The sequence below is a fragment of the Cloacibacterium caeni genome (assembly GCF_907163105.1).
Lineage (GTDB): Bacteria > Bacteroidota > Bacteroidia > Flavobacteriales > Weeksellaceae > Cloacibacterium > Cloacibacterium caeni_A.
Genome location: NZ_OU015321.1, coordinates 407,336 through 430,527 on the forward strand (window position 1 = coordinate 407,336; position 23,192 = coordinate 430,527).

At 33.6% G+C, this 23,192-nt stretch carries 20 protein-coding genes and 1 pseudogene; 10 read left to right on the top strand and 11 right to left on the bottom strand.

What is annotated here, in order from left to right; translation table 11 throughout:
• Positions 1-4 precede the first annotated feature (4 nt).
• Together KKQ76_RS01820 and KKQ76_RS01825 are read right to left on the bottom strand one after the other, a co-directional pair.
• Entirely contained in the window at positions 5-334 is a 330-nt protein-coding gene (locus KKQ76_RS01820) for a PadR family transcriptional regulator (RefSeq protein ID WP_213195570.1), read from the bottom strand.
• Positions 335-462: 128 nt separating this feature from the next.
• Entirely contained in the window at positions 463-741 is a 279-nt protein-coding gene (locus KKQ76_RS01825) for a PspC domain-containing protein (RefSeq protein ID WP_213195571.1), read from the bottom strand.
• Between the two features lie 300 nt (positions 742-1,041).
• Here KKQ76_RS01825 and KKQ76_RS01830 point away from each other — a divergent pair, with 300 nt between their 5' ends.
• The 3 genes from KKQ76_RS01830 (at position 1,042) to nifJ (ending at position 8,142) form a co-directional block, all read left to right on the top strand.
• Positions 1,042-2,682, top strand: a complete 1,641-nt coding sequence (locus KKQ76_RS01830; RefSeq protein WP_213195572.1) for an FAD-dependent oxidoreductase — start codon at positions 1,042-1,044, stop codon at positions 2,680-2,682.
• 236 nt (positions 2,683-2,918) lie between these two features.
• A complete protein-coding gene (locus KKQ76_RS01835) occupies positions 2,919-4,553 on the top strand; it encodes an NAD(P)-binding protein (protein WP_213195573.1) in 1,635 nt (544 codons plus the stop codon).
• Between the two features lie 13 nt (positions 4,554-4,566).
• Entirely contained in the window at positions 4,567-8,142 is a 3,576-nt protein-coding gene (gene nifJ / locus KKQ76_RS01840) for a pyruvate:ferredoxin (flavodoxin) oxidoreductase (protein WP_213195574.1), read from the top strand.
• Positions 8,143-8,274: 132 nt separating this feature from the next.
• On the opposite strand, the gene KKQ76_RS01845 is transcribed toward nifJ, so the two are convergent.
• The 3 genes from KKQ76_RS01845 to sqr all read right to left on the bottom strand — a co-directional run bounded on the left by KKQ76_RS01845 (position 8,275) and on the right by sqr (position 10,534).
• Complete coding sequence (locus KKQ76_RS01845; RefSeq protein ID WP_069797016.1) at positions 8,275-8,793, bottom strand: DsrE/DsrF/DrsH-like family protein; 519 nt, start codon at positions 8,791-8,793, stop codon at positions 8,275-8,277.
• 105 nt (positions 8,794-8,898) lie between these two features.
• On the bottom strand, positions 8,899-9,207 hold the full coding sequence (locus KKQ76_RS01850) for a TusE/DsrC/DsvC family sulfur relay protein (RefSeq protein ID WP_069797015.1): 309 nt from the start codon (positions 9,205-9,207) through the stop codon (positions 8,899-8,901).
• 79 nt (positions 9,208-9,286) lie between these two features.
• Positions 9,287-10,534 carry a type III sulfide quinone reductase, selenoprotein subtype gene (gene sqr / locus KKQ76_RS01855; protein ID WP_213195575.1) on the bottom strand — a complete coding sequence of 416 codons (1,248 nt, stop codon included), beginning with the start codon at positions 10,532-10,534 and terminating at the stop codon, positions 9,287-9,289.
• A 169-nt stretch (positions 10,535-10,703) separates the two neighbouring features.
• On the opposite strand from sqr, the gene KKQ76_RS01860 reads away from it, so the two are divergent.
• Entirely contained in the window at positions 10,704-11,291 is a 588-nt protein-coding gene (locus tag KKQ76_RS01860) for an HD domain-containing protein (RefSeq protein WP_213195576.1), read from the top strand.
• 60 nt (positions 11,292-11,351) lie between these two features.
• On the top strand, positions 11,352-12,299 hold the full coding sequence (locus tag KKQ76_RS01865; RefSeq protein ID WP_213195577.1) for an isopenicillin N synthase family dioxygenase: 948 nt from the start codon (positions 11,352-11,354) through the stop codon (positions 12,297-12,299).
• A 152-nt stretch (positions 12,300-12,451) separates the two neighbouring features.
• On the opposite strand, the pseudogene KKQ76_RS01870 reads toward KKQ76_RS01865, so the two are convergent.
• The 3 genes and pseudogenes from KKQ76_RS01870 to KKQ76_RS01880 all read right to left on the bottom strand — a co-directional run.
• A pseudogene (locus KKQ76_RS01870) lies at positions 12,452-13,405 on the bottom strand (MFS transporter); the annotation flags it as partial.
• 12 nt (positions 13,406-13,417) lie between these two features.
• On the bottom strand, positions 13,418-13,636 hold the full coding sequence (locus tag KKQ76_RS01875) for a hypothetical protein (RefSeq protein ID WP_213195578.1): 219 nt from the start codon (positions 13,634-13,636) through the stop codon (positions 13,418-13,420).
• A gap of 96 nt (positions 13,637-13,732) precedes the next feature.
• Positions 13,733-15,883 (bottom strand): endonuclease MutS2, encoded by a 2,151-nt coding sequence (locus KKQ76_RS01880; RefSeq protein WP_213195579.1) that lies wholly within the window; start codon positions 15,881-15,883, stop codon positions 13,733-13,735.
• Positions 15,884-15,967: 84 nt separating this feature from the next.
• Between KKQ76_RS01880 and KKQ76_RS01885 the strand changes: the two genes are divergently transcribed.
• Complete coding sequence (locus KKQ76_RS01885; protein WP_213195580.1) at positions 15,968-16,654, top strand: hypothetical protein; 687 nt, start codon at positions 15,968-15,970, stop codon at positions 16,652-16,654.
• A 49-nt stretch (positions 16,655-16,703) separates the two neighbouring features.
• The gene (locus tag KKQ76_RS01890) at positions 16,704-17,345 is read left to right on the top strand and encodes a uracil-DNA glycosylase (protein WP_213197447.1); all 642 of its coding nucleotides are present in this window, start codon (positions 16,704-16,706) and stop codon (positions 17,343-17,345) included.
• Between the two features lie 165 nt (positions 17,346-17,510).
• On the opposite strand, the gene KKQ76_RS01895 is transcribed toward KKQ76_RS01890, so the two are convergent.
• Complete coding sequence (locus tag KKQ76_RS01895) at positions 17,511-17,990, bottom strand: hypothetical protein (RefSeq protein WP_213195581.1); 480 nt, start codon at positions 17,988-17,990, stop codon at positions 17,511-17,513.
• A 4-nt stretch (positions 17,991-17,994) separates the two neighbouring features.
• Positions 17,995-18,480: a DUF456 domain-containing protein gene (locus KKQ76_RS01900; protein ID WP_213195582.1), complete on the bottom strand. Its 486-nt coding sequence runs from the start codon at positions 18,478-18,480 to the stop codon at positions 17,995-17,997.
• Positions 18,481-18,563: 83 nt separating this feature from the next.
• Here KKQ76_RS01900 and KKQ76_RS01905 point away from each other — a divergent pair, with 83 nt between their 5' ends.
• From KKQ76_RS01905 to KKQ76_RS01915, 3 genes are all read left to right on the top strand, one after another.
• Positions 18,564-19,805, top strand: coding sequence for a mechanosensitive ion channel family protein (locus KKQ76_RS01905; RefSeq protein WP_213195583.1), 1,242 nt, complete (start codon positions 18,564-18,566; stop codon positions 19,803-19,805).
• Between the two features lie 58 nt (positions 19,806-19,863).
• A complete protein-coding gene (locus KKQ76_RS01910; RefSeq protein ID WP_213195584.1) occupies positions 19,864-20,583 on the top strand; it encodes a pyridoxine 5'-phosphate synthase in 720 nt (239 codons plus the stop codon).
• Between the two features lie 149 nt (positions 20,584-20,732).
• On the top strand, positions 20,733-21,506 hold the full coding sequence (locus KKQ76_RS01915; protein ID WP_213195585.1) for an alpha/beta fold hydrolase: 774 nt from the start codon (positions 20,733-20,735) through the stop codon (positions 21,504-21,506).
• Here KKQ76_RS01915 and KKQ76_RS01920 read toward each other — a convergent pair.
• Positions 21,503-23,173: an ArnT family glycosyltransferase gene (locus tag KKQ76_RS01920; RefSeq protein WP_213195586.1), complete on the bottom strand. Its 1,671-nt coding sequence runs from the start codon at positions 23,171-23,173 to the stop codon at positions 21,503-21,505. The genes KKQ76_RS01915 and KKQ76_RS01920 overlap by 4 nt on opposite strands.
• Positions 23,174-23,192: the final 19 nt, after the last annotated feature.

The window sequence follows — 23,192 nt, forward strand, 5'->3', positions numbered from 1 at the left end:
GTTTTTATGATGTTTGGGTGATTTGGTTTACAGATTCTGTTAATTCATTCCAAGTATTTTGTAATTCTGCTAAAAAGGTTTTTCCTTTTTCAGTAATTTGGTAGTATTTTCTTGGCGGTCCACTGGTAGATTCTTCCCATCTGTAAGCAAGAAATTCTCCATTTTTCAATCTTGTAAGTAGCGGATAAAGAGTTCCTTCTACTACATCTAGCTTTCCTTTTTTGAGTTCGTCTATTAAATCAGAAACATACATTTCTTTATTATTGATAAGGCTCAAAATACAGAACTCTAGAATTCCTTTTCGCATTTGCGCTTTGGTATTTTCTGTGTTCATGTTTTTTAGTTATTAGTGGTTTTTATAATTTGTTGTAACATTCATTTTACGAATTTTTTTCTGTTGAACAAAAATAGGTATTTTTTAGTAATATGCAATGCAAAGTAGTAATGCAAAAAAATATATTACTATTTTCTTTCTTCGAAGTAGTGAATCGTTCTAGTTTTTGGTAAAAGTAACCAAAGTAAAAAATAGACGAATACGACCATAAACGTAGAAATTCCCGCCGAAAATATTCCGAAGAATGCCAGTAAGAACCATGCAACTCTTACTAAAGAGATATCTATCCCGAAATATCTTCCAAGTCCTGAACAAACCCCAGCGATTCTTCTATTGTCTCCATCGCGAGTTAATTTTGCTCTACAACCAGTGTAATATTGGTTTTCGTTTTGTTGATAAGTTTTCATATACAATTTTTTTAGTGTTTTTTATTTTATTGAGTTTCTTATTTTCTTATGCAAAGATATATATAAAATTTAGTATTATGCAATACAAAGTAGTAAATATTTTTGAATCATTTATTTAAGTTATTGATAATCAGTTATAAAAATTTCAAGTGTAAATTTTAATAATTTTTGTTTTTGACAAAAATCACGTTTTCATTGTAACATCTGTTACCGAAATTGGTAAAAACCAACCGTAATTTTGCACTATAAATTTTATTTCACTTTAGAAATGAAGTTTTTTAATCCATTAAAGATTTATAGATGAAAATACTAATAGTAGGAGGCGTTGCAGGAGGCGCTACAGCAGCAACTAGATTGAGAAGACTCTCAGAAGAAAACGAAGTTATAATTTTTGAAAAAGGACAATATGTAAGCTTTGCGAATTGCGGTTTGCCTTATTATATCAGCGGAACTATTGACAAGAGAGACGCTCTTTTATTACAAACTCCCGAATCCCTAAAAGAAAGATACAACTTAGATGTAAGAGTTTTTACAGAAGTTTTATCTATTTATACAGTCGATAAAAAAGTTTCAGTAAAAAATTTACAAACAGGCGAAATTTACTTAGAAAGCTATGATAAATTATTGCTTTCACCAGGTGCAGAACCTATAAAACCACCTTTTGAAGGAATTGATTCTGATAAAATTTATACGCTCAGAAATATTCCTGATATGGATAAAATTGTGGCAAAAACCAAAAATGCGCAGAATTTTGTAGTTGTAGGTGGTGGTTTCATTGGTTTAGAAGTTGCCGAAAATTTGATTGAAGCTGGAAAGTCTGTGAAATTGGTAGAATTGGGCAACCAAGTAATGGCGCCCGTAGATTTTGATATTGCCAGTTTCGTTCATGAAAAAGCCAAACAAAAAGGACTTGAATTGTTGTTAAACGTTGGCGTAGAAAAATTTAATGACAAAGGTGAAACTATAGAAGTGTTCTTAAACAATGGAACTTATTTAGAAACTGATGCGGTAATTCTTGCAATCGGTGTAAAACCAGAAACCAAATTAGCAGTAGAAGCTGGTTTAGAGATTGGGGAAACTCGTGGGATTTTGGTGAATGAATTTATGCAAACTTCCAATCCAGATATTTATGCAGTAGGAGATGCTATAGAAGTAGCGCATTATATCAATAATAAAAAAGTGTTGATTCCTTTAGCTTGGCCTGCAAATAGACAAGGTAGAATAGTAGCAGACAATATCGTTTTAGGCAATCAATACAAATATACAGGAAGTCTAGGTTCTTCTATTTTGAAATTTTTTGAACTTTCTGTGGCTTCAACTGGACTCAATGAAAAAATTTTAAAACGTTTCGGTATTCCTTATAAAACAGCCATTGTAACTCGCGGTCATCATGCTGGTTATTATCCTGGAGCTAAAAATATGGTTCTAAAAGTTATTTTCGATGAAAATGGTAAGATTTTCGGAGCTCAAGCTGTTGGTGAAGCTGGAGTTGATAAAAGAATTGATGTAATCGCAACGGCTATCAAAGGGAATCTAACGGTTTATGATTTGCCAGAAATTGAAATTACTTATGCTCCGCCATTTAACTCAGCGAAAGATCCTGTGAACATCGCTGGTTATGCTGCAGAAAATATTTTGAAAGGAGATTTAGAAATGGTGAATTATGATGAATTTTGGGATTTTGTAAAAGAAAATGATGCGGTAATTTTAGATGTGAGAACTTCTAAAGAATTTTCAGGAGGAGCAATTGAAGGAGCAATTAATATTAACGTAGATGATTTACGAGCAAATCTCGAAAAATTAGATAAGAATAAAATGTATGCTATCTATTGCCAAGTTGGCTTGCGTGGATATTTAGCCAATAGAATTATGAGAAATAACGGTTTCCAAGCCGTGAACTTAAACGGAGGATACAATCTTTGGTCAAAAGTTCAATCATAGTAATAGTTTTTTGTTAACAAGAAGGCTTCAATTTTTATTGGAGCCTTTTTTATTTCAATAATTGTTCAATAATAATATGATTTTAATCAGAAATCTCCAAAACATGACAAATGTATGCTTATAAAACTCAAACTTCTTATGCATTAATTAATAATTTTGTTAATTGAACTTTTGTGACCAATCTTTTCTAAAAGTCACTTTTTATAAATGTAGATAACATCAAATAAACACATAAAATGAGTTTTATTAAAACGGATTTAACCAAACTTGCAAACCTTAATAAAAGCAAGGGAACTGGTTCTATTAGGAAAAGCAAACCAGAATACGTTGATTTTTTTCCACCTTGTAATAGTGCTTGTCCAGCTGGCGAAAATATTCAGGCTTGGCTTTCTCTGGCTCAAGAAGGAAAAATAGAAGACGCTTGGAGAAAATTAACCGAGCAAAATCCTATGGCTGCGATTCATGGGAGAGTTTGTTATCATCCTTGCGAAAATTCTTGCAACAGAAAAGATTTAGATTCTTCGGTGAGCATTCACGCGGTAGAAAGATTCTTAGGAGACGAAGCACTTAAAAATAATTGGCAATTTTATCCTCCAAAAACACTTACCGGTAAGAAAATTATGATTGTAGGAGCAGGCCCTTCTGGACTTTCGGCGGCATATCATCTTAGAAAATTAGGCCACGAAGTCACTATTTTCGAAGCAGGACCTGTTGCTGGTGGAATGATGAATTTTGGGATTCCTGCGTACAGAATGCCTAGAAATATTCTTCAAGCTGAAATTAAAAGAATTGAAAATTTCGGAGTGAAAATTGTTTTGAATTACAAAGTTCAAGATATTCTCAAAGAAAAAGAAAATGGCAGTTTCGATGCGGTTTTTGTAGCTATTGGAGCGCATTTAGCCAAAAAAGTAAATATTCCAGCTCAAGAAGCGAGTAAAATTTTAGATGCCGTTTCTTTCTTGAAAGAAGCAGATGAAAATAGTGAGAATAAACCACTTTTAGGAAGAAGAGTTGCAATTTATGGTGGTGGAAATACCGCAATGGATGCAGCGAGAACTGCGAAAAGATTAGGCGCAGATGAAGCCATGATTATTTACAGAAGAGACCGTGAACATATGCCTGCTCACGAATTTGAAGCAGATGAAGCATTAAGCGAAGGCGTAAAAATCCATTGGTTGAGTACCATTAAAAATATGGAAACATCTTCTATCACCGTTGAAAAAATGCAAGTAGTTAATGGAAAAGCTGTTCCAACTGGTGAATACGAAACTTTGGAGGCAGATTCATTAATTCTAGCTCTAGGACAAGAAGCAGATACAGATTTCTTAAAACATATTGAAGGAATTACCTTCAAAGAAGATGGAACAACCGTTGAGGTAAATCCTTCAATGATGACAGGTTATCCCGGAATTTTTGCAGGAGGAGATATGGTTCCAAGTGAAAGAACGGTTACCATTGCAACAGGACACGGTAAAAAAGCCGCGAGAAATATTGATGCTTGGCTGAGAAATACCACTTACGAAAAACCAGCCAACAATCCTTTAGTTACCATCGAAAAACTACAAATTTGGTTCAAAACAGATGCTGAAAAGAAAGCTCAACAACATTTAGAAATTGAGAAAGCGGTAGAAACTTTTGACGAAATTGTAGCAGGTTATACTACTGAAGAAGCAGTTTATGAAGCACAACGTTGTCTTTCTTGCGGAAATTGTTTCGAGTGTGACAGTTGCTATGGAGCGTGTCCAGAAGGTGCGATTTCCAAAAATGGAAAAGGAGAAGGTTACACGATAAATTACGATTTGTGTACAGGTTGTGGTGTTTGCGCAGAACAATGTCCTTGTCACGCTTTAGATATGGTTTTAGAACATTAATCAATTGAAAAAAATGAAAAATCAAAATAAAATAATAGCAACCATCGACGGCAACGAAGCTGCAGCTTACATCGCGTACAGAGTAAACGAAGTTTGTGCCATTTATCCTATTACGCCATCTTCTACTATGGCAGAATTGGCAGACGAATGGGCGTCTAAAGGAATTAAAAATATCTGGGGAAACGTTCCCGAAATTATAGAAATGCAAAGTGAAGGTGGAGCTGCTGGTACAGTTCACGGTTCACTTCAAGCTGGTGCTTTAACAACAACATTTACAGCGTCTCAAGGATTAATGCTGATGCTTCCGAATATGTACAAAATTGCGGGAGAACTTACCAGTGCAGTTTTTCATGTGGCTGCGCGTTCTTTGGCAGCACAAGCTTTGTCGATTTTTGGTGATCATCAAGATGTAATGGCAGCCAGAACTACTGGTTTTGCGATGCTTTCTTCTACAAGTGTTCAAGAAGCACACGATATGGCGCTCATTGCACAAGCTACTACTTTGAGAGCGAGAATTCCTTTTATTCATTTCTTTGACGGTTTCAGAACTTCTCACGAAGTGAATAAAATTAATTTGTTGAATGACGACCAAATTCGTGCAATGATAGATGATGAATTGGTGATTGCACATAGAAATAGAAGCCTAAATCCGGATAAACCTTTTGTGAGAGGAACTGCTCAGAATCCAGATGTTTATTTCCAAGGAAGAGAAACTTCTAATCCTTATTATGCTAAAATTCCTACCATTTTAAAGGAAGAAATGAAGAAATTCTCTGAAATTTCAGGTAGAAATTATGCTCCTGTAACGTATTTCGGGCATCCAGAAGCTGAAAATGTTATCGTAATTATGGGTTCTGGAGTAGAAACCGTGATTCCAACTTCAGAATTTCTCAATAAAAATGGAGAAAAAACAGGTGTTCTTAAAATTTCTTTATTCAGACCATTTCCAAATGAAGATTTTATTTCGGTTTTACCAAAATCAGTGAAAAAAATCGCCGTTTTAGATAGAACTAAAGAGCCTGGAAGTAATGGCGAACCGATGTATCAAGATGTTTTGGTTTGTCTTACAGAAGCGCTTACCAATGGAACTTTAGAAAAAATGCCGAAAATTATTGGTGGTAGATACGGACTTTCGTCTAAAGAATTTACCCCAGCAATGGTAAAAGCGGTTTATGATAATTTAAAAACCGAAAATTCTAAAAACCATTTTACAGTCGGGATTACAGATGATGTAAGTTTTACCAGTATCAATGTAGATTATAACTTCAAACTAGATGATTCTGGATGGAATCAAGCATTATTTTTCGGTTTGGGAGCTGATGGAACTGTAGGTGCGAATAAAAATTCTATCAAAATTATTGGTGAAAACACAGAACTTTCAGCGCAAGGTTATTTCGTTTATGACTCTAAAAAATCTGGAGCGAAAACCGTTTCTCACCTTCGTTTTGGTCACGAACCGATTGAAGCGCCTTATTTGATTTCAAAAGCAGATTTTATCGCTTGTCATTTCTTTAAATTTTTAGAAAATGAAGATATGCTCAGTTTTGCTAAAAATGGAGCTAAATTTTTATTGAATTCGCCTTATTCTAAAGACGAAGTTTGGGATAAATTGCCTTACCAAGTTCAGCAACAATTGATTGAAAAAAACATTAAATTTTTCGTTATAGATGCCAATGAAGTTGCCGAAAAAACAGGAATGCGAGGCAGAATTAATACCATTATGCAAACTTGTTTCTTTAAGCTTTCAGGAGTTTTACCAGAGGAAGAAGCCATCAAACAAATTAAAAAAGCAATTGAAAAAACGTACATCAAAAAAGGACAAGCTGTTGTAGATAAAAATTTCTTAGCAGTAGATCAAACGTTAGCCAATTTGTTTGAAGTTAAAATTCCAAACGCAGTAACTGCCGAAAAAGGAGAGGAGCAAACTGTTGACGAAAATGCACCAGATTTTGTGAAAAATATCACTTATAAAATGATGATTGGCAAAGGTGATGATTTGCCTGTAAGTGCTATTCCTGCTGATGGAACTTATCCTAATGGAACGACTAAATGGGAAAAACGTAACATCTCTGAGAAAGTAGCGCATTGGAATGCAGATATTTGTATTCAATGTGGTAATTGTAGCTTTGTGTGTCCTCATTCTGTGATTCGTTCTAAATTTTATCACAAAGATTTATTAACGGAAGTTCCAGAAGGTTTCCAATCTGCACCTATTAATGCAAGAGGTTTCCCAGAAACGAAATTTACACTTCAGGTTTATGAAGAAGATTGTACTGGTTGTAAATTGTGTTACGAAGCTTGCCCTGTAATTGATCAGGAAAACGAAGAATTGCGTGCGATTAATATTTTACCAAAAAATCCAGACCTTAAAAAACATAGAAAAGTGATTTCTTATTTCGAGAAATTGCCAATTCACGATAAAAATATGGTGAATTATTCCACAGTTCACGGCGTACAATTTTTAGAACCAATGTTCGAGTTTTCTGGAGCTTGTGCAGGTTGTGGAGAAACACCTTACATTAAAGTTCTCACTCAACTTTTCGGTGATAGATTAATGGTAGCCAATGCAACGGGTTGTTCCTCAATTTTTGGAGGAAATTTACCAACTACACCTTGGAGTTCTAATTCTAAAGGAAAAGGGCCAGCTTGGAGCAATTCTCTCTTCGAAGATAATGCCGAATTTGGTCTGGGAATGAGACTTTCTGCGGATAAGCAGTTACAAATGGCTCATTATTATGCCGAAAAATTAAAACCAGAGTTGGGCGAAGATTTCATCAATGAAATTATCCATGCACCTCAAAAATTAGAAAGTCAAATCATCAAACAAAGAGAAAGAGTAGAAATTCTAAAAAATAGATTGCAATTTTCTGAAAATCCAGATGCGAAACATCTTTATTCTCTTGCAGATCATTTGGTTCACCGTGCTGTTTGGCTCATTGGTGGTGATGGTTGGGCTTATGATATCGGAAGTGGAGGTTTAGACCACGCACTTTCTACAGGTAGAAATATCAATGTTTTGGTTTTGGATACCGAAGTTTACAGTAATACAGGTGGACAAAGTTCTAAAGCTACGCCAACTGCTGCTTCTGCGAAATTTGCAACTGCAGGAAAACGTGTTGGCAAAAAAGATTTGGCGATGCAAGCCATTTCTTATGGAAATGTTTACGTAGCAACCGTTGCAATGGGAGCAAATCCTCAACAAACATTATTGGCAATGCGTGAAGCAGAAGCTTATGACGGACCTTCATTAATTCTAGCATACAGTCATTGTATTGCACACGGAATTGATATGGAAAAAGGCTTAAATCAACAAAAAATGGCAGTAGCAAGTGGTTATTGGCCATTGATTAGATTCAATCCTGTGTTGAGAAAAAACAATAAAAATCCGTTTATCTTAGATTCTATTCGTCCTACAATTCCGTTTGAAGAATATGCATACAACGAATTGCGTTACCGAGTTCTAAAACAAACGCAACCGCAAGATGCAGAACATTTAATGCAATTGGCACAAGAAATTGTAGACCTAAGATGGAAAACGTATGAAGATATGGCTTCACTTGGAGCAGAAAACTTCCAACCGACTTTTTAATTGAGAATTGAGAATTGAAAGTTGAGAATTGAAAATGAAAACCTCCTTTTTTAGGGAGGTTTTTTGATTTAGAAAAAATAAAAATCCCCACCAGAAAATTGATGAGGATTTTTTCAACACAAAAGTTTTTATTTAGATAAAAATAATTTGAGTGCCTTCTCCAGCTGCTCTAGCGTAGAAATCTCCTACGGTTAAGATGCCTTCTACTTCTGGAGTTAAGTCTTCTTCTTTTAAATCAAACATTTCAAAAGCCAGTTTACAAACCCAAAGTCTGCAACCAGAAGCAGATAAAATTTCTATAAATTCATCAATTGGCGGAATGTCTAATTTTTCCATTTTAGATTTCATCATTTTGGTAGCAAGAGCTTCCATTCCTGGTAAACCTCCCAACATGGTAGGCATGTGCATTGCAGGATTTCCTACAGTAGCCACGTGAATGTCTTTTAGTCTGTCTTTAATTACAGCATCTAGTCCGAAGAAAGTAAAGAAAATTTCTGCTTCCATACCTTCCATTCTCGCACCGTTTGCCAAAATAAAACCTGCGTAAACACTTTCTAAAGTTCCTTTAGATATGATTACCATTACTTTTTCTATAGGTTTTAGAGATTTATCTAAATCTGCTAATGGATTTTTTAATAATGTAGTTTCCATATTTTTTGTTTTATTTATTGAGGGATTAGGCTTGAGGGATTAGGTTTTTAGTATTTGAAAAAAAATCAATTTACTAATCCCTTCATTCTAATTCCTAAATCCTTTTTAAATACAAGATTTTGGTTTAGAAATTCCTGCTAATCTACTAGAGATTTTAAGTGGTCCTTTTGGGAACAATTCATAGAATTCTTTAATATCTACTACGCCAGATTTTCCTACGCCTCTTATGGTTAATGCTACATCTTTTTTCTGTTGGTCTCTTAAATATTCTAACACGTCGAAATGTCTGTTTCCTAGTTCTAAACCGTCTTCTTTAGCCATTTCTTTAGCTACTTCGTGATTCCATTGGTTCATGTCTGTAAGGTATCCCTCGTCGTTTACATTGATTGTAAAACCTGCATAAGTTTTTTCCATTTTGATAATATTTTTTTGTTAATTTTTTTGAAATTTTAGAAATTCACCGTTCACAGCCCAGCGAATTCACTATTCATTTTTATACTGTTTCTTTGTCAAATTTCTTTCCTGCTCTGCTCATAGTAGGCGTTACGAAAGGTATTTTTCTAGCAGGAAGAAGCATATTCCAATACACCCATTTGAAAGCCATTTTTCCGAAGTGGTTAAAAGCACTTTCTTCTAATAAATTTAGCGGACCGATTCCAGCGAATGGGAATTTTCCTTTTAATGGTTCTACATCATAATTGAAGTCAATCAATAATGCTTTTCCTTTTCCTGTTTCTATGAAACAATTGGCGTGACCGTCAAATTCTGGATTAAGTGGTTTTCCTTCTATATATTTTAGAATATTTTCAGTAAGAATTTCAGCTTCGAAATGCGCTACAGAACCAGCTTTAGAAGCAGGAACATTCGTAGCATCACCGATTACGAAAATGTTTTCTTTTACTTTACTTTGTAATGTATTTTTATCAGTAGGAACGTAGTTTAGATCATCTCCAAAACCTGAACGAAGAATACATTCATCTCCCATATTGGTAGGAATGGTTACTAATAAGTCAAAATCTACCACTTCGCCACCGTAATCGAACATTTTTCCGTTTTCTCCTTCTATATGTTCTACTGCGAAATCTGGAACAATTTTTATATTTTTTTCCTCTAATAAATAATTGAGCGTTTCAGTAGTTTTTGGCTTTGTAAATGCACCAGAAAGTGGAGTAACGTAAGAAATTTCTACTTTGTCTCTCATTCCTTTTTTGGTGAAGTAATCATCTGCTAAAAAAGCGAATTCTAGCGGAGCAACAGGACATTTTATTGGCATTTCGGTGATGTGAACTACTAATTTTCCTCCTGGCCAAGTTTCTAATTTTTTCGCCAAAGCACAACTTCCCTCGAAAGTATAGAAATCGAAAATATTTTTTTGCCAAGTGTCACCTTTCATTCCAGGAACTTCTTCTGGAGCGATTTTACAACCTGTAGCAATGATGAGAATGTCATATTTTACATTTCTTCCGTTTTCTAAAATAACGGTATCTGTATCTTTATCTATTCTGTCGATTTTTTCACGAATAAGTTGAATTCCTTTTGGTAAAAACTCATCAATTTTTCTTTTTACATCTTCTGGTTGATAGGTTCCAAAAGGAATAAATAAAAATCCTGGCTGGTAGTAGTGAGACTTAAATTGGTCTACCAAAGTAATTTGCCAATCTTTTTTATTCAGTTTTTTTACTAGGTGATTCGCCATCATTGTTCCGGCGGTTCCTGCTCCTAAGATTACTAAATTTTTCATATTTTCTAAGTTTATAAGAATGAGTTATTCTTAATTTTCTTGTACAAAGTTACATCAGCGCAAAATGGACTTGTGTAACTTATATTACACAACCTCAATGACTTTTGTCATTAAAATCGAAATAAAATCCGTTATTTTTATTTGACTTAAATTTGTAAAAAATTAGAAAATGTACTTAGAAAAAGAGATAGAGTTCATCCTTACTTTAGACCAACTCAAAAACGTAATCCGTAGAAATTTTAATCATGACAATTCCAGAAGAGAAAATACAGCAGAACATTCTTGGCAAGTCATTGTTTTTGCACAGATACTTTTTCCCTATGCTCGAAACAAAGAAAAAATAGATTTAGGAAGAGTGATTAAGATGCTTTCTATCCATGATGTGGTAGAAATAGATGCGGGAGATACTTTTTTCTATGATGAAAAAGCAAATGAAGGAAAATTTGAGCGTGAATTGGCTTCTGCTGAAAGAATTTTTGGAATTTTGGCAGAACCTATGAAATCAGAATTTATGAATCTTTGGTATGAATTCGAAGCTGGAGAAACAGAAACCGCCATTTTTGCAAGTGCTGTAGATAGAATGATTCCTTTTGTGATGAATTGTTTTAACAATGGTTTGAGTTGGATAGAAGCAGGAGTAGAGTTCGAGAAGGTGCAAAAAATGCTTCGTCCGAGAATAGAATTGGCTTCAGAAGATATGCTTGACACCTTTGATGTGTTGATTAGAAAGGCTTTTGACGAAGGAAAACTTTTATAGCACTTATTCAATAAATTTCTTTATTTTGCATCCCGGAGATTAACGATTAATTATTTAAAAATGAATAAAATTCCTAGCGTAGATTTACGCGATTTTCTTTCGGGTGACGAAACAAGAAAACAAAAATTTGTAAATGAAATTGGTAAAGCATACGAAGAAATAGGCTTCGTAGCGCTTAAAGGTCATTTCTTAGACCAAAATTTCTTAGACCAATTGTACGCCGAAATAAAAAACTTCTTTAGCCTTCCTGTAGAAGTAAAATCAAAATACGAAATTCCTGGAATTGGCGGTCAAAGAGGTTATGTAGGTTTCGGAAAAGAAACTGCAAAAGGCTTCAAAGCAGCAGATTTAAAAGAGTTTTGGCATTTCGGTCAGTATTTGCCAGAAGGTTCTAAATATTTAGCAGAGTATCCAGAAAATGTAGAAGTTGCAGAAGCGCCAGAATTTAACAAAGTAGGAAAAGAAGCCTATAAAATGTTAGAAAAAACTGGAATTTATGTATTGAGAGCTTTAGCATTATATGTAGGTTTAGATGAATTTTATTTTGATAAATTCGTAGCAGAAGGAAACAGTATTCTTAGACCAATTCACTATCCACCAATTACGGAAGAGCCAAAAGATGCAGTAAGAGCAGCAGCTCATGGTGATATTAATTTAATTACCCTTTTAATGGGAGCTCACGGAAAAGGATTGCAAGTAAGAGACCATGAAGGAAATTGGGTAGATGCGATTGCTCAACCAGACGAATTGATGATTAATGTGGGTGATATGCTTTCTAGACACACCAATAATAAACTGAAATCTACGATTCACCAAGTGGTAAATCCAGAGAGAGAATTATGGGGAACTTCTAGATATTCTATTCCGTTTTTCATGCATCCAGTAAGCGAAATGCCGCTAAACTGTTTAGAAAATTGTATTGACGAAGACCATCCTAAATTATACGAAGACACGACTGCTGGAGAATTCTTGCACGAAAGATTAGTAGAATTAGGATTGATTAAATAAAATTTAATAAAATCTTAGATTTAAAAAGATGAAGCGTTCGCTTAAAAACGAATTAATTCGTTAAACTTTGCTCACTAAAATAATGAGCAAGTTTTTATTAAACCTTTGCGTTTCAAAAAAATAAATAATAAAATTTAAAAATCGAATCTTTTTTAAGGTTCGATTTTTTCTTTTTTAAAGGCAAAAATCAAATAAATAATTCCGAAAATAATGGTGAGAAAAACCAAGAAAACTTGCCAATCTAATTTCTGTAAAATCACACCACTGAAACTTCCTAAAGTACTTGCACCAATGTAATAAAGCAGCAAATAAAACGCAATGGTTACCGTTCTTTTTTCTTTTGAAAAATTCCCCACTGATTTACTGCAAACGGTATGCGCTACAAAAAAGCTATACGTGAAAACTGCTAATCCTACAATCACAGCTATCGTATTTTGTAGGAAAAAGAAGAGAATTCCTAGAATTCCTACTAAACTCATGGTTTTTAAAACATTTTCAGAATTTTTGAGTTTTCTTTCCCAAAAACTGACATTCATAGAACCAAAAACGCCAGAAATATAGAGTACGTAAACATAAGAAATCCAACTTCTGGAAATATTAAATGGCGCTTTGACCAAGAAAAAAGCCATGTAATTGTACAAGCTGACAAACGTTCCTAGCAAAAGAAAGCCTGTAATGTAATAAGGCAGTAATTTTGGGTGCGTAATGAGCTTGAAATTCGGTTCTATTAATGTTTTAAATGATTCTTTCTTTGGTTTGAAGTTTTGTGATTTAGGAGCCAGCATAAAAAATAAAATCGCAAAAATAAGACACCAAATTCCAATAAATTCTGACGCAAATTGCCAAGATTTATAATGTGAAACCTGAGAAGAAATCACTCTTCCTATCATTCCGCCCACTGCATTTCCTGCAATGTAAAATCCTGTAATTCTCAATTTTCTGTTTTCTGAAACTTCTTCTGCGATGTAAGCCAAACAAACAGAAGTAGCACCCGAAAGCAAAAATCCTTTCAGGAAATTGAGTGCAATTAACACGTTGAAATTTTCAGAAAATGAAGAAGTAAAAGCTAAAACTGCTGATGCAAATAAACAATATCCGATGACTTTTTTTCGGCTGTATCAGTCTGCTACGAAAGTGGAAGTAATTAAACCAAGAGCCATTCCCAAAGTCGCCGAAGAGACTGCAAAACTGCTTTTGGCTTTATTGATTTTGAAATATTCTACCAAATCAGGAAGCAACGCTTGATAATAATACAACAATCCAAAACATGACAATCCCGCCAAAAATACAGCAATGGCAATTTGTAAATCACGATTTTTGATTGTTTTTGATTTCATATTAATGTTCATGCAGATTTTAGTAATCATGCATATTATTGGAAAAATTAATCTGCCCAATTCGCTCAATCAGCGAGAGTTTTCAATTTTTCATTATTAAATTCTCTCCAATTCGTCTTGAGAAATTTGCGTTTTAAAAAGTCCGTAATTCACGGTAACTTTTCCGTTTTTGTGAATGGTTTCTATGGTTCCCACAGATGTAGAACCTGCAATACGAACACGTTGACCAACTTTCATCCAAACGGCGCGTTCTTTTTGCGTTTTTTCTTCCAGTTTTTGGTTGGTTTCTGCAATTTGAACTTGTATATTTTCTTTTTTCAGTTGTTGTTCTACTTTACGTTTGGTAACTTTCAGTTTCTCAGATTCTGCTTTGTCTGAACCGAGTTTTCGGAATTTTTCCTGTTCCAGAATTTTTACAAAATCTTTTACGATATCTTTTCTGGATTTTCCTTTCAAATAACCATCAATAAAGGCTTCTATCTTATTTCCGAACTGTAATTTTCGGTGTTCTTCTTCATACAATTTTTGGAAATTATACAGTTTTTGTTGAAGTTGCTCATTCAGTTTTTGCAGATTTTCTCGTTTATCTTCTACCGATTCTTTTTGCTCGACAAGGTTAGATTTCAGTTTTTCAACCTCAAATTTTTCTTGTTGCAATTTCACGATGGTTTTATCAAGATTTACCACGTCTTTTTCTACTTTCGAACGTGCATTTTTAATGATAAATCTTGGAATTCTATTTTTTTCTGCCACTTCAAAAGTGAAAGAACTTCCAGCTTGTCCCACTTCTAATTTATACAAAGGTTCCAATGAATATTCATCGAAAAGCATCGCCGCATTCGTTGCATTGGGCAATTGTTCTACCACCAATTTAATGTTGGTGTAATGCGTGGTAATAATGGCAAAAGATTTTTTTTCGTAGAAAAATTCCAGAAAACTTTCTGCTAAAGCGCCACCCAATTCTGGATCAGAACCCGTCCCGAATTCATCAATCAAAAGCAACGTATTATCATCAGCTTCTCTGATAATTCCAGACATTTTTTTGAGTCGAGAACTGTAGGTAGAAAGATGGTTTTCAATAGATTGATTGTCACCAATATCCGTTCTAATTTTTTCAAAAAAGAACATTTCAGATTTCGGATGAACAGGCACCAAAATTCCGCTCTGAATCATCAATTGAAGCAAACCAACGGTTTTCAGTGTGATGGATTTTCCACCAGCATTTGGTCCAGAAATACAGAGAATTCGGTTATGCTCTGTCAAAGTCAATGTTTGCGGATAGATTTCCTTTTTTTCTTCTCGGTTTCTCAATAAAAGCAATGGGTGAAATGCGTTGACCAATCTCATGGTTTTATGACGATTGATTTTGGGCAAAACGCTGCCAATTTTTTCAGCAAATTTTGCTTTTGCTCTCGTAATATCTAAATCAAAAATATATTTTTGATATTCTTCTAATTCAGGAGCGAAAATGGCAATTTCTGCCGTAAGTTTTCGCAGAATTTTATCCACTTCTTTCTTTTCTTCTTCTTCCGCTTCACGAAGTTTAAAGTAATGTCTTGAAACACTTTCTGGTTGAATATACGTGATAGAACCTGTTTTAGAAACGCCTAAAACTCTACCGGGAACACGTTTTTTGAAACCAGATTTTACTGCTAAAACTCTTTGGTCGTCAATCACCGTTTCTTTAATTTCATCTAAAAAATCTGTAGAAGAAAGGTGAGAAAGCGTTTTACTAAAATTCTCTTGAATATGTTTTTTAGCGTGCTGAATTTCGGTTCTTAAAGATTTTAAAAGCGGAGAAGCTTCAGATTTTACTTCACCAAAACGATTAAAAACTTTGTCGATTTTATCTACAATTTCCTTCTTGAAATCCAATTGCATCACTTCTTCCAGCAAAATAGGGAAGGTTTCGGCAAGTATAGGAAAGAATTTTTGCAATTTCCCGATTTGTTCCGTTAGGTTTTTAATCTTGATAAAAGCAGCGTTTTCTAACCTGAAATTTTCGATATGCATTACTTTTAGTTCTGCTTCTATATCTTCATATTCACTAAACGGAATTGCGTTTGAACTCTCGTAACTTGTGAGATATTCGGCAGTTTTTTTCAAAGTAATTTCTGCTTCATCTATTTTTAAAAGTTTTAGATGAAGAATTTTTTCTGCCACTTTTGGCGAATACGCATAAGGAGAAATTTCCGCGAGTAATTTCGGGAATTCTAATTCTTGTAAATTTTCTTTGGTTACTTGCACAATGCAAAGATAATGTAAAGTCGTTGAATTGTAAAGTTGTAAAATCGTTACGATGATTTTTGTAAATTTGAGGAAATGAATTTTATGAAAAAACTAATGACAATTTTTACGGTTTTAATTTTAATTTCTTGTAAAAAGGAAGTTCCAAAAACTGAAATAAAAAAAGAAAAAGTACCAGAAACAAAAGTTTGGGTAAGTAAAAATCAAAAATTTTTAGACCAATTTAAAACTGTAGATTTTGACACGCTTAAAGTATTTTCAGCAGAAGATATTTATGATGAGAAATTTGAGTATAAAGGAAAATTATTAAATATTGCTGATTCAATATTTTTTCCAAAAGAAATTTCAATTTTTGATATGAATAAAGTTGATGCTTATGCGGTATATAAATTTGATATAGACAAAAATAATTTAGGATTAATTGCAAGAGTTGGTGGAGAATATGATGCTTCTTCTGTGAAATTTTTTAACTATAACAAGCAAAAAGAAATAATAACAGATTATAGGCAATTAGCAGATTTTGGTGGAGATGCAGGTGATATTTGGGAAACAAAATCATGGATTTTTAAAAACAATCAGCTATTCAATTTTTTTGTTTGGGAAAAATTTGAGCATGATAACTCGGTAGACGAAGAACCTAAATTGCCAAATTACAAAGAAAATCATTACTTTCTTTTACAGTTCAATAATGGAAAATTAGACACGATTAGTAAGAACAATAAACAATTAGAAAAACAATTTTCTAAAATTATTAAGAAAGAAAGTTTGTAGTTTTTTGCAAAAAAATGCAACTTTACAACTCATCAACTTTACAACAGATATGACTTGGACAGAAATTCTTGCCCCAATAAAAAATACAGAATATTTCCAGAATCTTTGGGAAAAAGTAAAAGAAGAGTATAAAACATCGAAATGCTTCCCACCGAAAAATCAAATTTTCCGAGCGATTGAACTTACGACTTTTGAAGATATAGAAGTGGTAATTATTGGTCAAGATCCGTATCATAATGATTTTCAGGCAAATGGTTTGTGTTTTTCGGTTTCTGATTTGGTAAAAGCGCCACCTTCTTTGAAGAATATTTTTACAGAACTGAAAGACGATTTAGGAATAGAAAAAACCAGCAATGAACTGGATTCTTGGGCGAAACAAGGTGTTTTATTGCTCAATGCTACTTTAACAGTTCGTGCGCATGAACCGAATTCTCACAAAGATTTGGGCTGGGAAAAATTCACAGATTTTATCATCAAAGAAATTTCTGAGAAAAAAGAAAATGTAGTTTTTGTTTTGTGGGGCGCTTTTGCACAAAAAAAAGCTTCGCTCATAGATGAAACGAAGCATTTTATCATTCAGTCGGCGCATCCTTCTCCGTTTTCGGTGTACAGAGGTTTCTACGGAAGTAGACCTTTTTCTAAAATTAATGAATATCTGATTTCTAAAAATAAGAAACCGATAAACTGGTAGTGAATCTTATGATTTATCGTTGTTTTGCGTGAGCGATTGCAGTGGAAATCCTTTTTTTTCGGTGGCTGAGCTTGACGAAGCCACCCAAAAAAAAGATTGTAACGGAAAGCGCGGTCTTTTTTCGGTTGTTGGCAAAAGTTTTGGCGAAAAAGACACGCCCAAAAATTATTCTACCTTAATATCTACCACATATTTTCCTTTCAGTTTTTCAAAGTTTACTTCTGTAGAATTGGCAGGATAAAAATTAGCAAGCGTGTATTTGTGACCATTAAAAACGAAAGAATTTTTAAGGTTTTTTCCAGCATCATCTATCGTAGAAACGATGAATTTTCTAGGTCTAGAATGCACACTCATCACTTCTATTTCTGCAGAAGCATAACCTGCCCAAACACAACGAGCGTTCATAGGACATCTGTTGTCTTCGGTTACTTTATTGAAGGTGATGTTTACTTTTTCTTTTTCTAAAAAGATATTCTGTTTTTCTATCAAACGAGTAACGCCAGATTCAGGTTTTTCTGTAGGATAGGTAGAGTTTACTTCTTGTGAGTTGGTTACAGGCATTTTCATTTCTGTAGATTTTTGTTGGCAAGTGCATTGAGTTACCACAAAGGTAGCTGCTGCTAATATTAAGAATTTAGTGTTCATATTTTTAAGAATTGAAGATATTAATAAGTACTACCAAAAACATTGCCAATCCTACCATAAGATTAAAACCTGTTCCGTAGATGAAGCCAATGAAAGCACCTTTTGTAGCTTTGAGTGCTTTTTGTTTGTCGTTTCTATCATGCAAAAGTTCACCTAAGAAAACACCTAATAACATACCAATAAGAAAACCAAGTGGTGGAAAAAATAAACCTACAATCGTCCCGATGAAACCACCATATTTTCCGTAATTGCTGCCGCCATATTTCTCGGTGGTTTTGATAGGAATAATGTAATTAAGCACCAATGAAATGAGCGTTAAAATCCCAAAAATGACAATATACCAAATAGAAAAATCTGGATTCCCAGCGAATTTATAGAGAATTAATCCAAAAAAACTCACGGCTAATCCTGGTAAAACAGGCAAGAAAGTTCCTAGAATTCCTATTCCTATGATGATAAGTGAGACAATGGTAATAATATTTTGCTCCATAAATCCTTAATTAGTTTGGTTAAAAGTAATAAATAAAAGCAAATTCCCAATGATATTTTTTATTTTTGCGTAAATTTAGCTTTATGGGATTATTAAGAAAATGGAGTTTAGAAATTGGTCAGTTTGTAAAAGAAAATTTTACAGAGGAATTGACTTTGCCGGCTACTATTGGATTTAAAATCCTTTTTTTATGCTTGGTTTTTATCGTTATTGATTTTATTTCAGTAATGTTTTGGAAATTCTTTTCTAGATTTCTTGTCAATGTTTTTAAAAGTAAACCCATTCTAAAAGAAGCATATAAACAAAAAGCCTGGCGTTCTATTGGGCATTTTTTCTCTTTGTTTTTTGTTTACCTTATATATGATGAAATTTTTGCGGTTATACACCCAAAAACGCATATTTATGTAGGAAGATTAATTGTTTTTGGGCAAGTAATGGTCATTGCTTTCTTGGCTTATCGTTTCGCCAAAGCTTTAGAAAATTATTACATTCAAAACAAGGATAATTATAGAATAACTGCTATAAAAGCGCTTTCTGAAACCATTAGAATTTTTGGAACTGTTGTTTTTTCATTAATAGGAATTTTTGTAATTTTTGGAATAGAACTTCAGACTGTTTTAGGAGTTTTAGGAGCTGTAACAGCCGTTATTCTATTGGTTTTCAGGGATACCATTTTAGGATTTGTAACAGGAATCCATGTTTCTACTTCTAAAAACCTTAAAATTGGCGACTGGATTGGTATTCCGAAATATAATATTGAAGGAAATATTCAAGATATTAATTTATTAACGACAAAAATTGTCAATTTTGACAAAACCATTTCCACAATTCCTACCTACGATTTGCTTTCTACGGAAATCAGAAATCACCAAGTAATGTACGAAGGAAGCAGCCGAAGAATTAAACGTTCGATTTATTTTAATATCAAGTCTTTCAAATTTGTGGATGATGAATTTTATGAAAAAGTAAAAGACATCAACTTGATTTCTGAATATATGGATAGAAAACTTCGCGAAATTGCAGAAAGCAAGAAGAATATTCCACATGCTGAAAGAATTATCAATGGTCAACAGTTAACCAACATCGGACTTTTTAGAAATTATGTCTTGAATTACCTCAAAAATAATCCAAAAGTAGATCAAGACGAAATCGTTTTGGTTCGTCAGTTAGAAATTTCTCCTCAAGGAATGCCTTTAGAAATTTATTGTTTTGCCAATAAGGCAGAATTGGTAGATTACGAAAGAATTCAGGCAGATATTTTTGACCATATTCTTACCGCAGCACAAGAATTTGACCTTGAGATCATGCAAGTAGCAAAAGCATAAGTCAAAGAGCCAATTAAAAAGTAAAAAGAACCAAGTATTAAATTACCAACAACAGAAAATGACAAAATTATCAGTAAATATCAATAAAATTGCGACCATCAGAAATGCAAGAGGCGCAGAAACCCCAAGTGTAACAGAAGCAGCGATTAAAATTCAGGAATTTGGCGGACAAGGAATTACCATCCATCCAAGACCAGACGAAAGACACATCACTAGAAAAGATGTGTACGATTTGAAACCTTTGGTGTATACAGAATTTAATATCGAAGGAAATCCTCATCGTCCGTTTATTGATATGGTTTTAGAAGTAAAACCAGAGCAAGTTACCTTGGTTCCAGATGCAGATGACGCCATCACTTCTAATGCAGGTTGGGATTGCGAGAAAAATCTAGATTTTTTAAAATCTGTGATTGCAGAATTTAAAAATGCAGGCATTAGAACGTCTATTTTCCTTGACCCGAATCCAGAAATGGTGAAATTTGCCGCAGAAACAGGAACAGACAGAATAGAATTGTACACCGAAGCTTACGCCAAAAATTACGAAACCGATAAAGAAGCAGCCATAAAACCTTATTACGAAACCGCTGTAGAAGCTACAAAATACGGTTTAGGAATCAATGCAGGACACGATTTGAGTTTAGATAATTTAAAATATTTCGCAGATAATATACCGAATTTGTTAGAAGTTTCTATTGGTCATGCTCTCATTTCTGAAGCGTTGTATTTGGGTTTAGAAAACACGATTCAAGCTTATTTGAAAAGACTAGCGAAATGGTAAAATCAATTGAAAGTTGATAGTTGAGAATTGAAAATTTTAAATCTGCTGAATCAGCCTAATCAGCGAGAAAAATTGTATTCTAAAAACTGATTTTTCTTTGCGAGCTTTAGAAATAAATAAAAAATTCTGCGCACTTTGCGTGAAAAAATATGCAAATTTTACACTCAAAAATATACGGACAAGAAAAAACAGGAACGCCTTTGCTCGTTTTCCACGGACTTTTCGGGATGCTAGACAATTGGGGAAGTTTCGGAAAAGAATTTGGAGAATTGTTTCCAACTCATTTGATTGATTTAAGAAACCACGGAAAAAGCTTCCATTCAGACGAGATGAATCACCAAGTTTTGGCAGAAGATATTCTGAATTATATGAATTTTCACGGCATCGAAAAAGCCAATCTTCTGGGCCATTCTCTCGGTGGAAAAGCCGTGATGACTTTCGCGATTTCTTATCCTGAAAAAGTTGAAAAACTGATTGTAGCAGACATCGCTCCAAAAGCGTATCCTCCACATCATCAGGGAATTATCAAAGCGCTTCAATCTGTAAATTTCGATGAGGTTAAATCAAGACAAGATGTGGAAAATGTTTTGGCTCAGTACATTCCAGAGAAATTTGTGATTCAGTTTTTGACTAAAAACTTGTATTGGACGGAAGATAAAAAACTCAATTGGCGTTTTAACATCAATACTTTGGCAGAAAAATACAATGATTTCGTTGCCAATGCCATAAAATTTGGAAAATTCGAGGGCGAAACTTTGTTTTTAGCAGGTGCAAAATCGAATTATATTCTTCCGCAAGATGAATTATTGATGCGCCAACAGTTCCCGAAATATCAATTGGTTTCTATTGCTAATGCTGGACATTGGCTTCAAGCCGAAAACCCAAAAGATTTCAATCAAGCGGTAAAAGAGTTTTTGACTTAATTTACTGTTGCTTTTACAAATTTCGAATTATATGCATTCCCCAAAATACAATTGGTGGTAATGCCAAAATTGTAATCGCCAGCTTTTAGGTTTTGCGTGTTGATTTTAATCTGAGTTTTGAAACTTTCGCCAGGTTTTAAAACGGTTGGCATTTTTTCAATTTCTGTAGGAATATCCGTTGTTTCTCTGTGCGCCAAAAATACAGCAGTAATGGTCACTGGAATTTCAGGATGATTGAAATTTACCACGTTTTTTGTAGGATTATAAATCGTAATCGGAATAACTTGATTGTTTTTGAGTTGTTCGGAAGGAAGCTCAAATTCTATTTTTAAACGGTTGGGCGTTTGGAAATTTTCTACATAAAAACCATTGAAATTAATATTGTTTTCATCAATGATTTTTTGAGATTTTGGAGTGTTTGGTTTTTCTACAAAGACTCTTTTTCCAAAGTAATTTTGTTCTCTTTGCCAAATGTCAAATTGTGTTTTTTTCACATTTAAAGAACCTAGTGTAGAAGATTCATTTCCTGTAAAATAGTTGTACAATGAAGTCGATTGGAATGAACCAGTAAATAAAACAGGAATTTCTCCTATTTTTTCAGCTAAAGCTTTGTACTTCTGTTCTTTACCTGTGAATTCTAGTTTTTTGGGTAAAAGATCTGTGAGCAATAAAACTCTGGTGGTGAAAACCAAAACCAATGAACCTAAAACGATAGTGCGCACATATTTTTGCCAAGATGGTTTTTCTTTGATAAATTGTAAAAATAAAATCACCATCGGAATAGAGGCAATTACCGTCCAATGTGGTTCTACATGTCCTCTAAGACTGGTTAAAGCAAAGAAAACCAAGAAACCTACACTTACAAAGTAATATGCTTTTTCTTGAAGATTTTGGTATTTATTTTTAAAAAGTAAAATCACAAAAGGAATTAAAATAAACGGATTGAAAACCGCAAACTGATTCGGTAGATATTCTAGGAAATATTTGATTTTAAACTTTTCTGAACGGTCTACTAAATGATATTGAAACGTAGGGAAATCATGCTCAATATGCCACATTAAATGAGGAATCATCAATAGAGAAGTTACAATTCCTGCAAGATAAATGTAAGGCTTAGTAAGCATTTTTAAGTTAGAAATTACCACAAAAAACACCAATAAAACCGCTTGATATTTACTGTAAAAAAGCAATGCTACAGAAATTCCTAATAAAACTGCGTTCCAGAAATTTTGTTTTTCGGTAAATCTTTGGTATAAAATAAAAAATACAGTCCCGAAAAATAATAGAGGAACATCTGGTGTGGTGATGAAGGAATAAGCATTCATCATAACTAAGCCTAGTGATAGAATGATAAATTCATTTACATAAGAGGCTTTGTCTTGAGGCAAAAGGTATTTCCAGATCAGGAATAAATTTCCAGAAAATAATAAAACGGTTAAAAATCTTACTCCCAGATTTCCATTAAAAAAAAGTTGAGAAATCTTAATCACCAATGCTACCATCGGTGGATGGTCATAATATCCCCAGTCTAAATCTCTTGCATATTGGTAATAATAGGCTTCGTCTAAAGTGATTTCAGTAAAATATGCCTGTAAAAGATTCACCAAAGTGATGAGAATTAAAAAGAAATAAAATTTTTTATGTGGATTTTTGAGGATTTCAGACATATCTTTTGCTTTTTGCAAA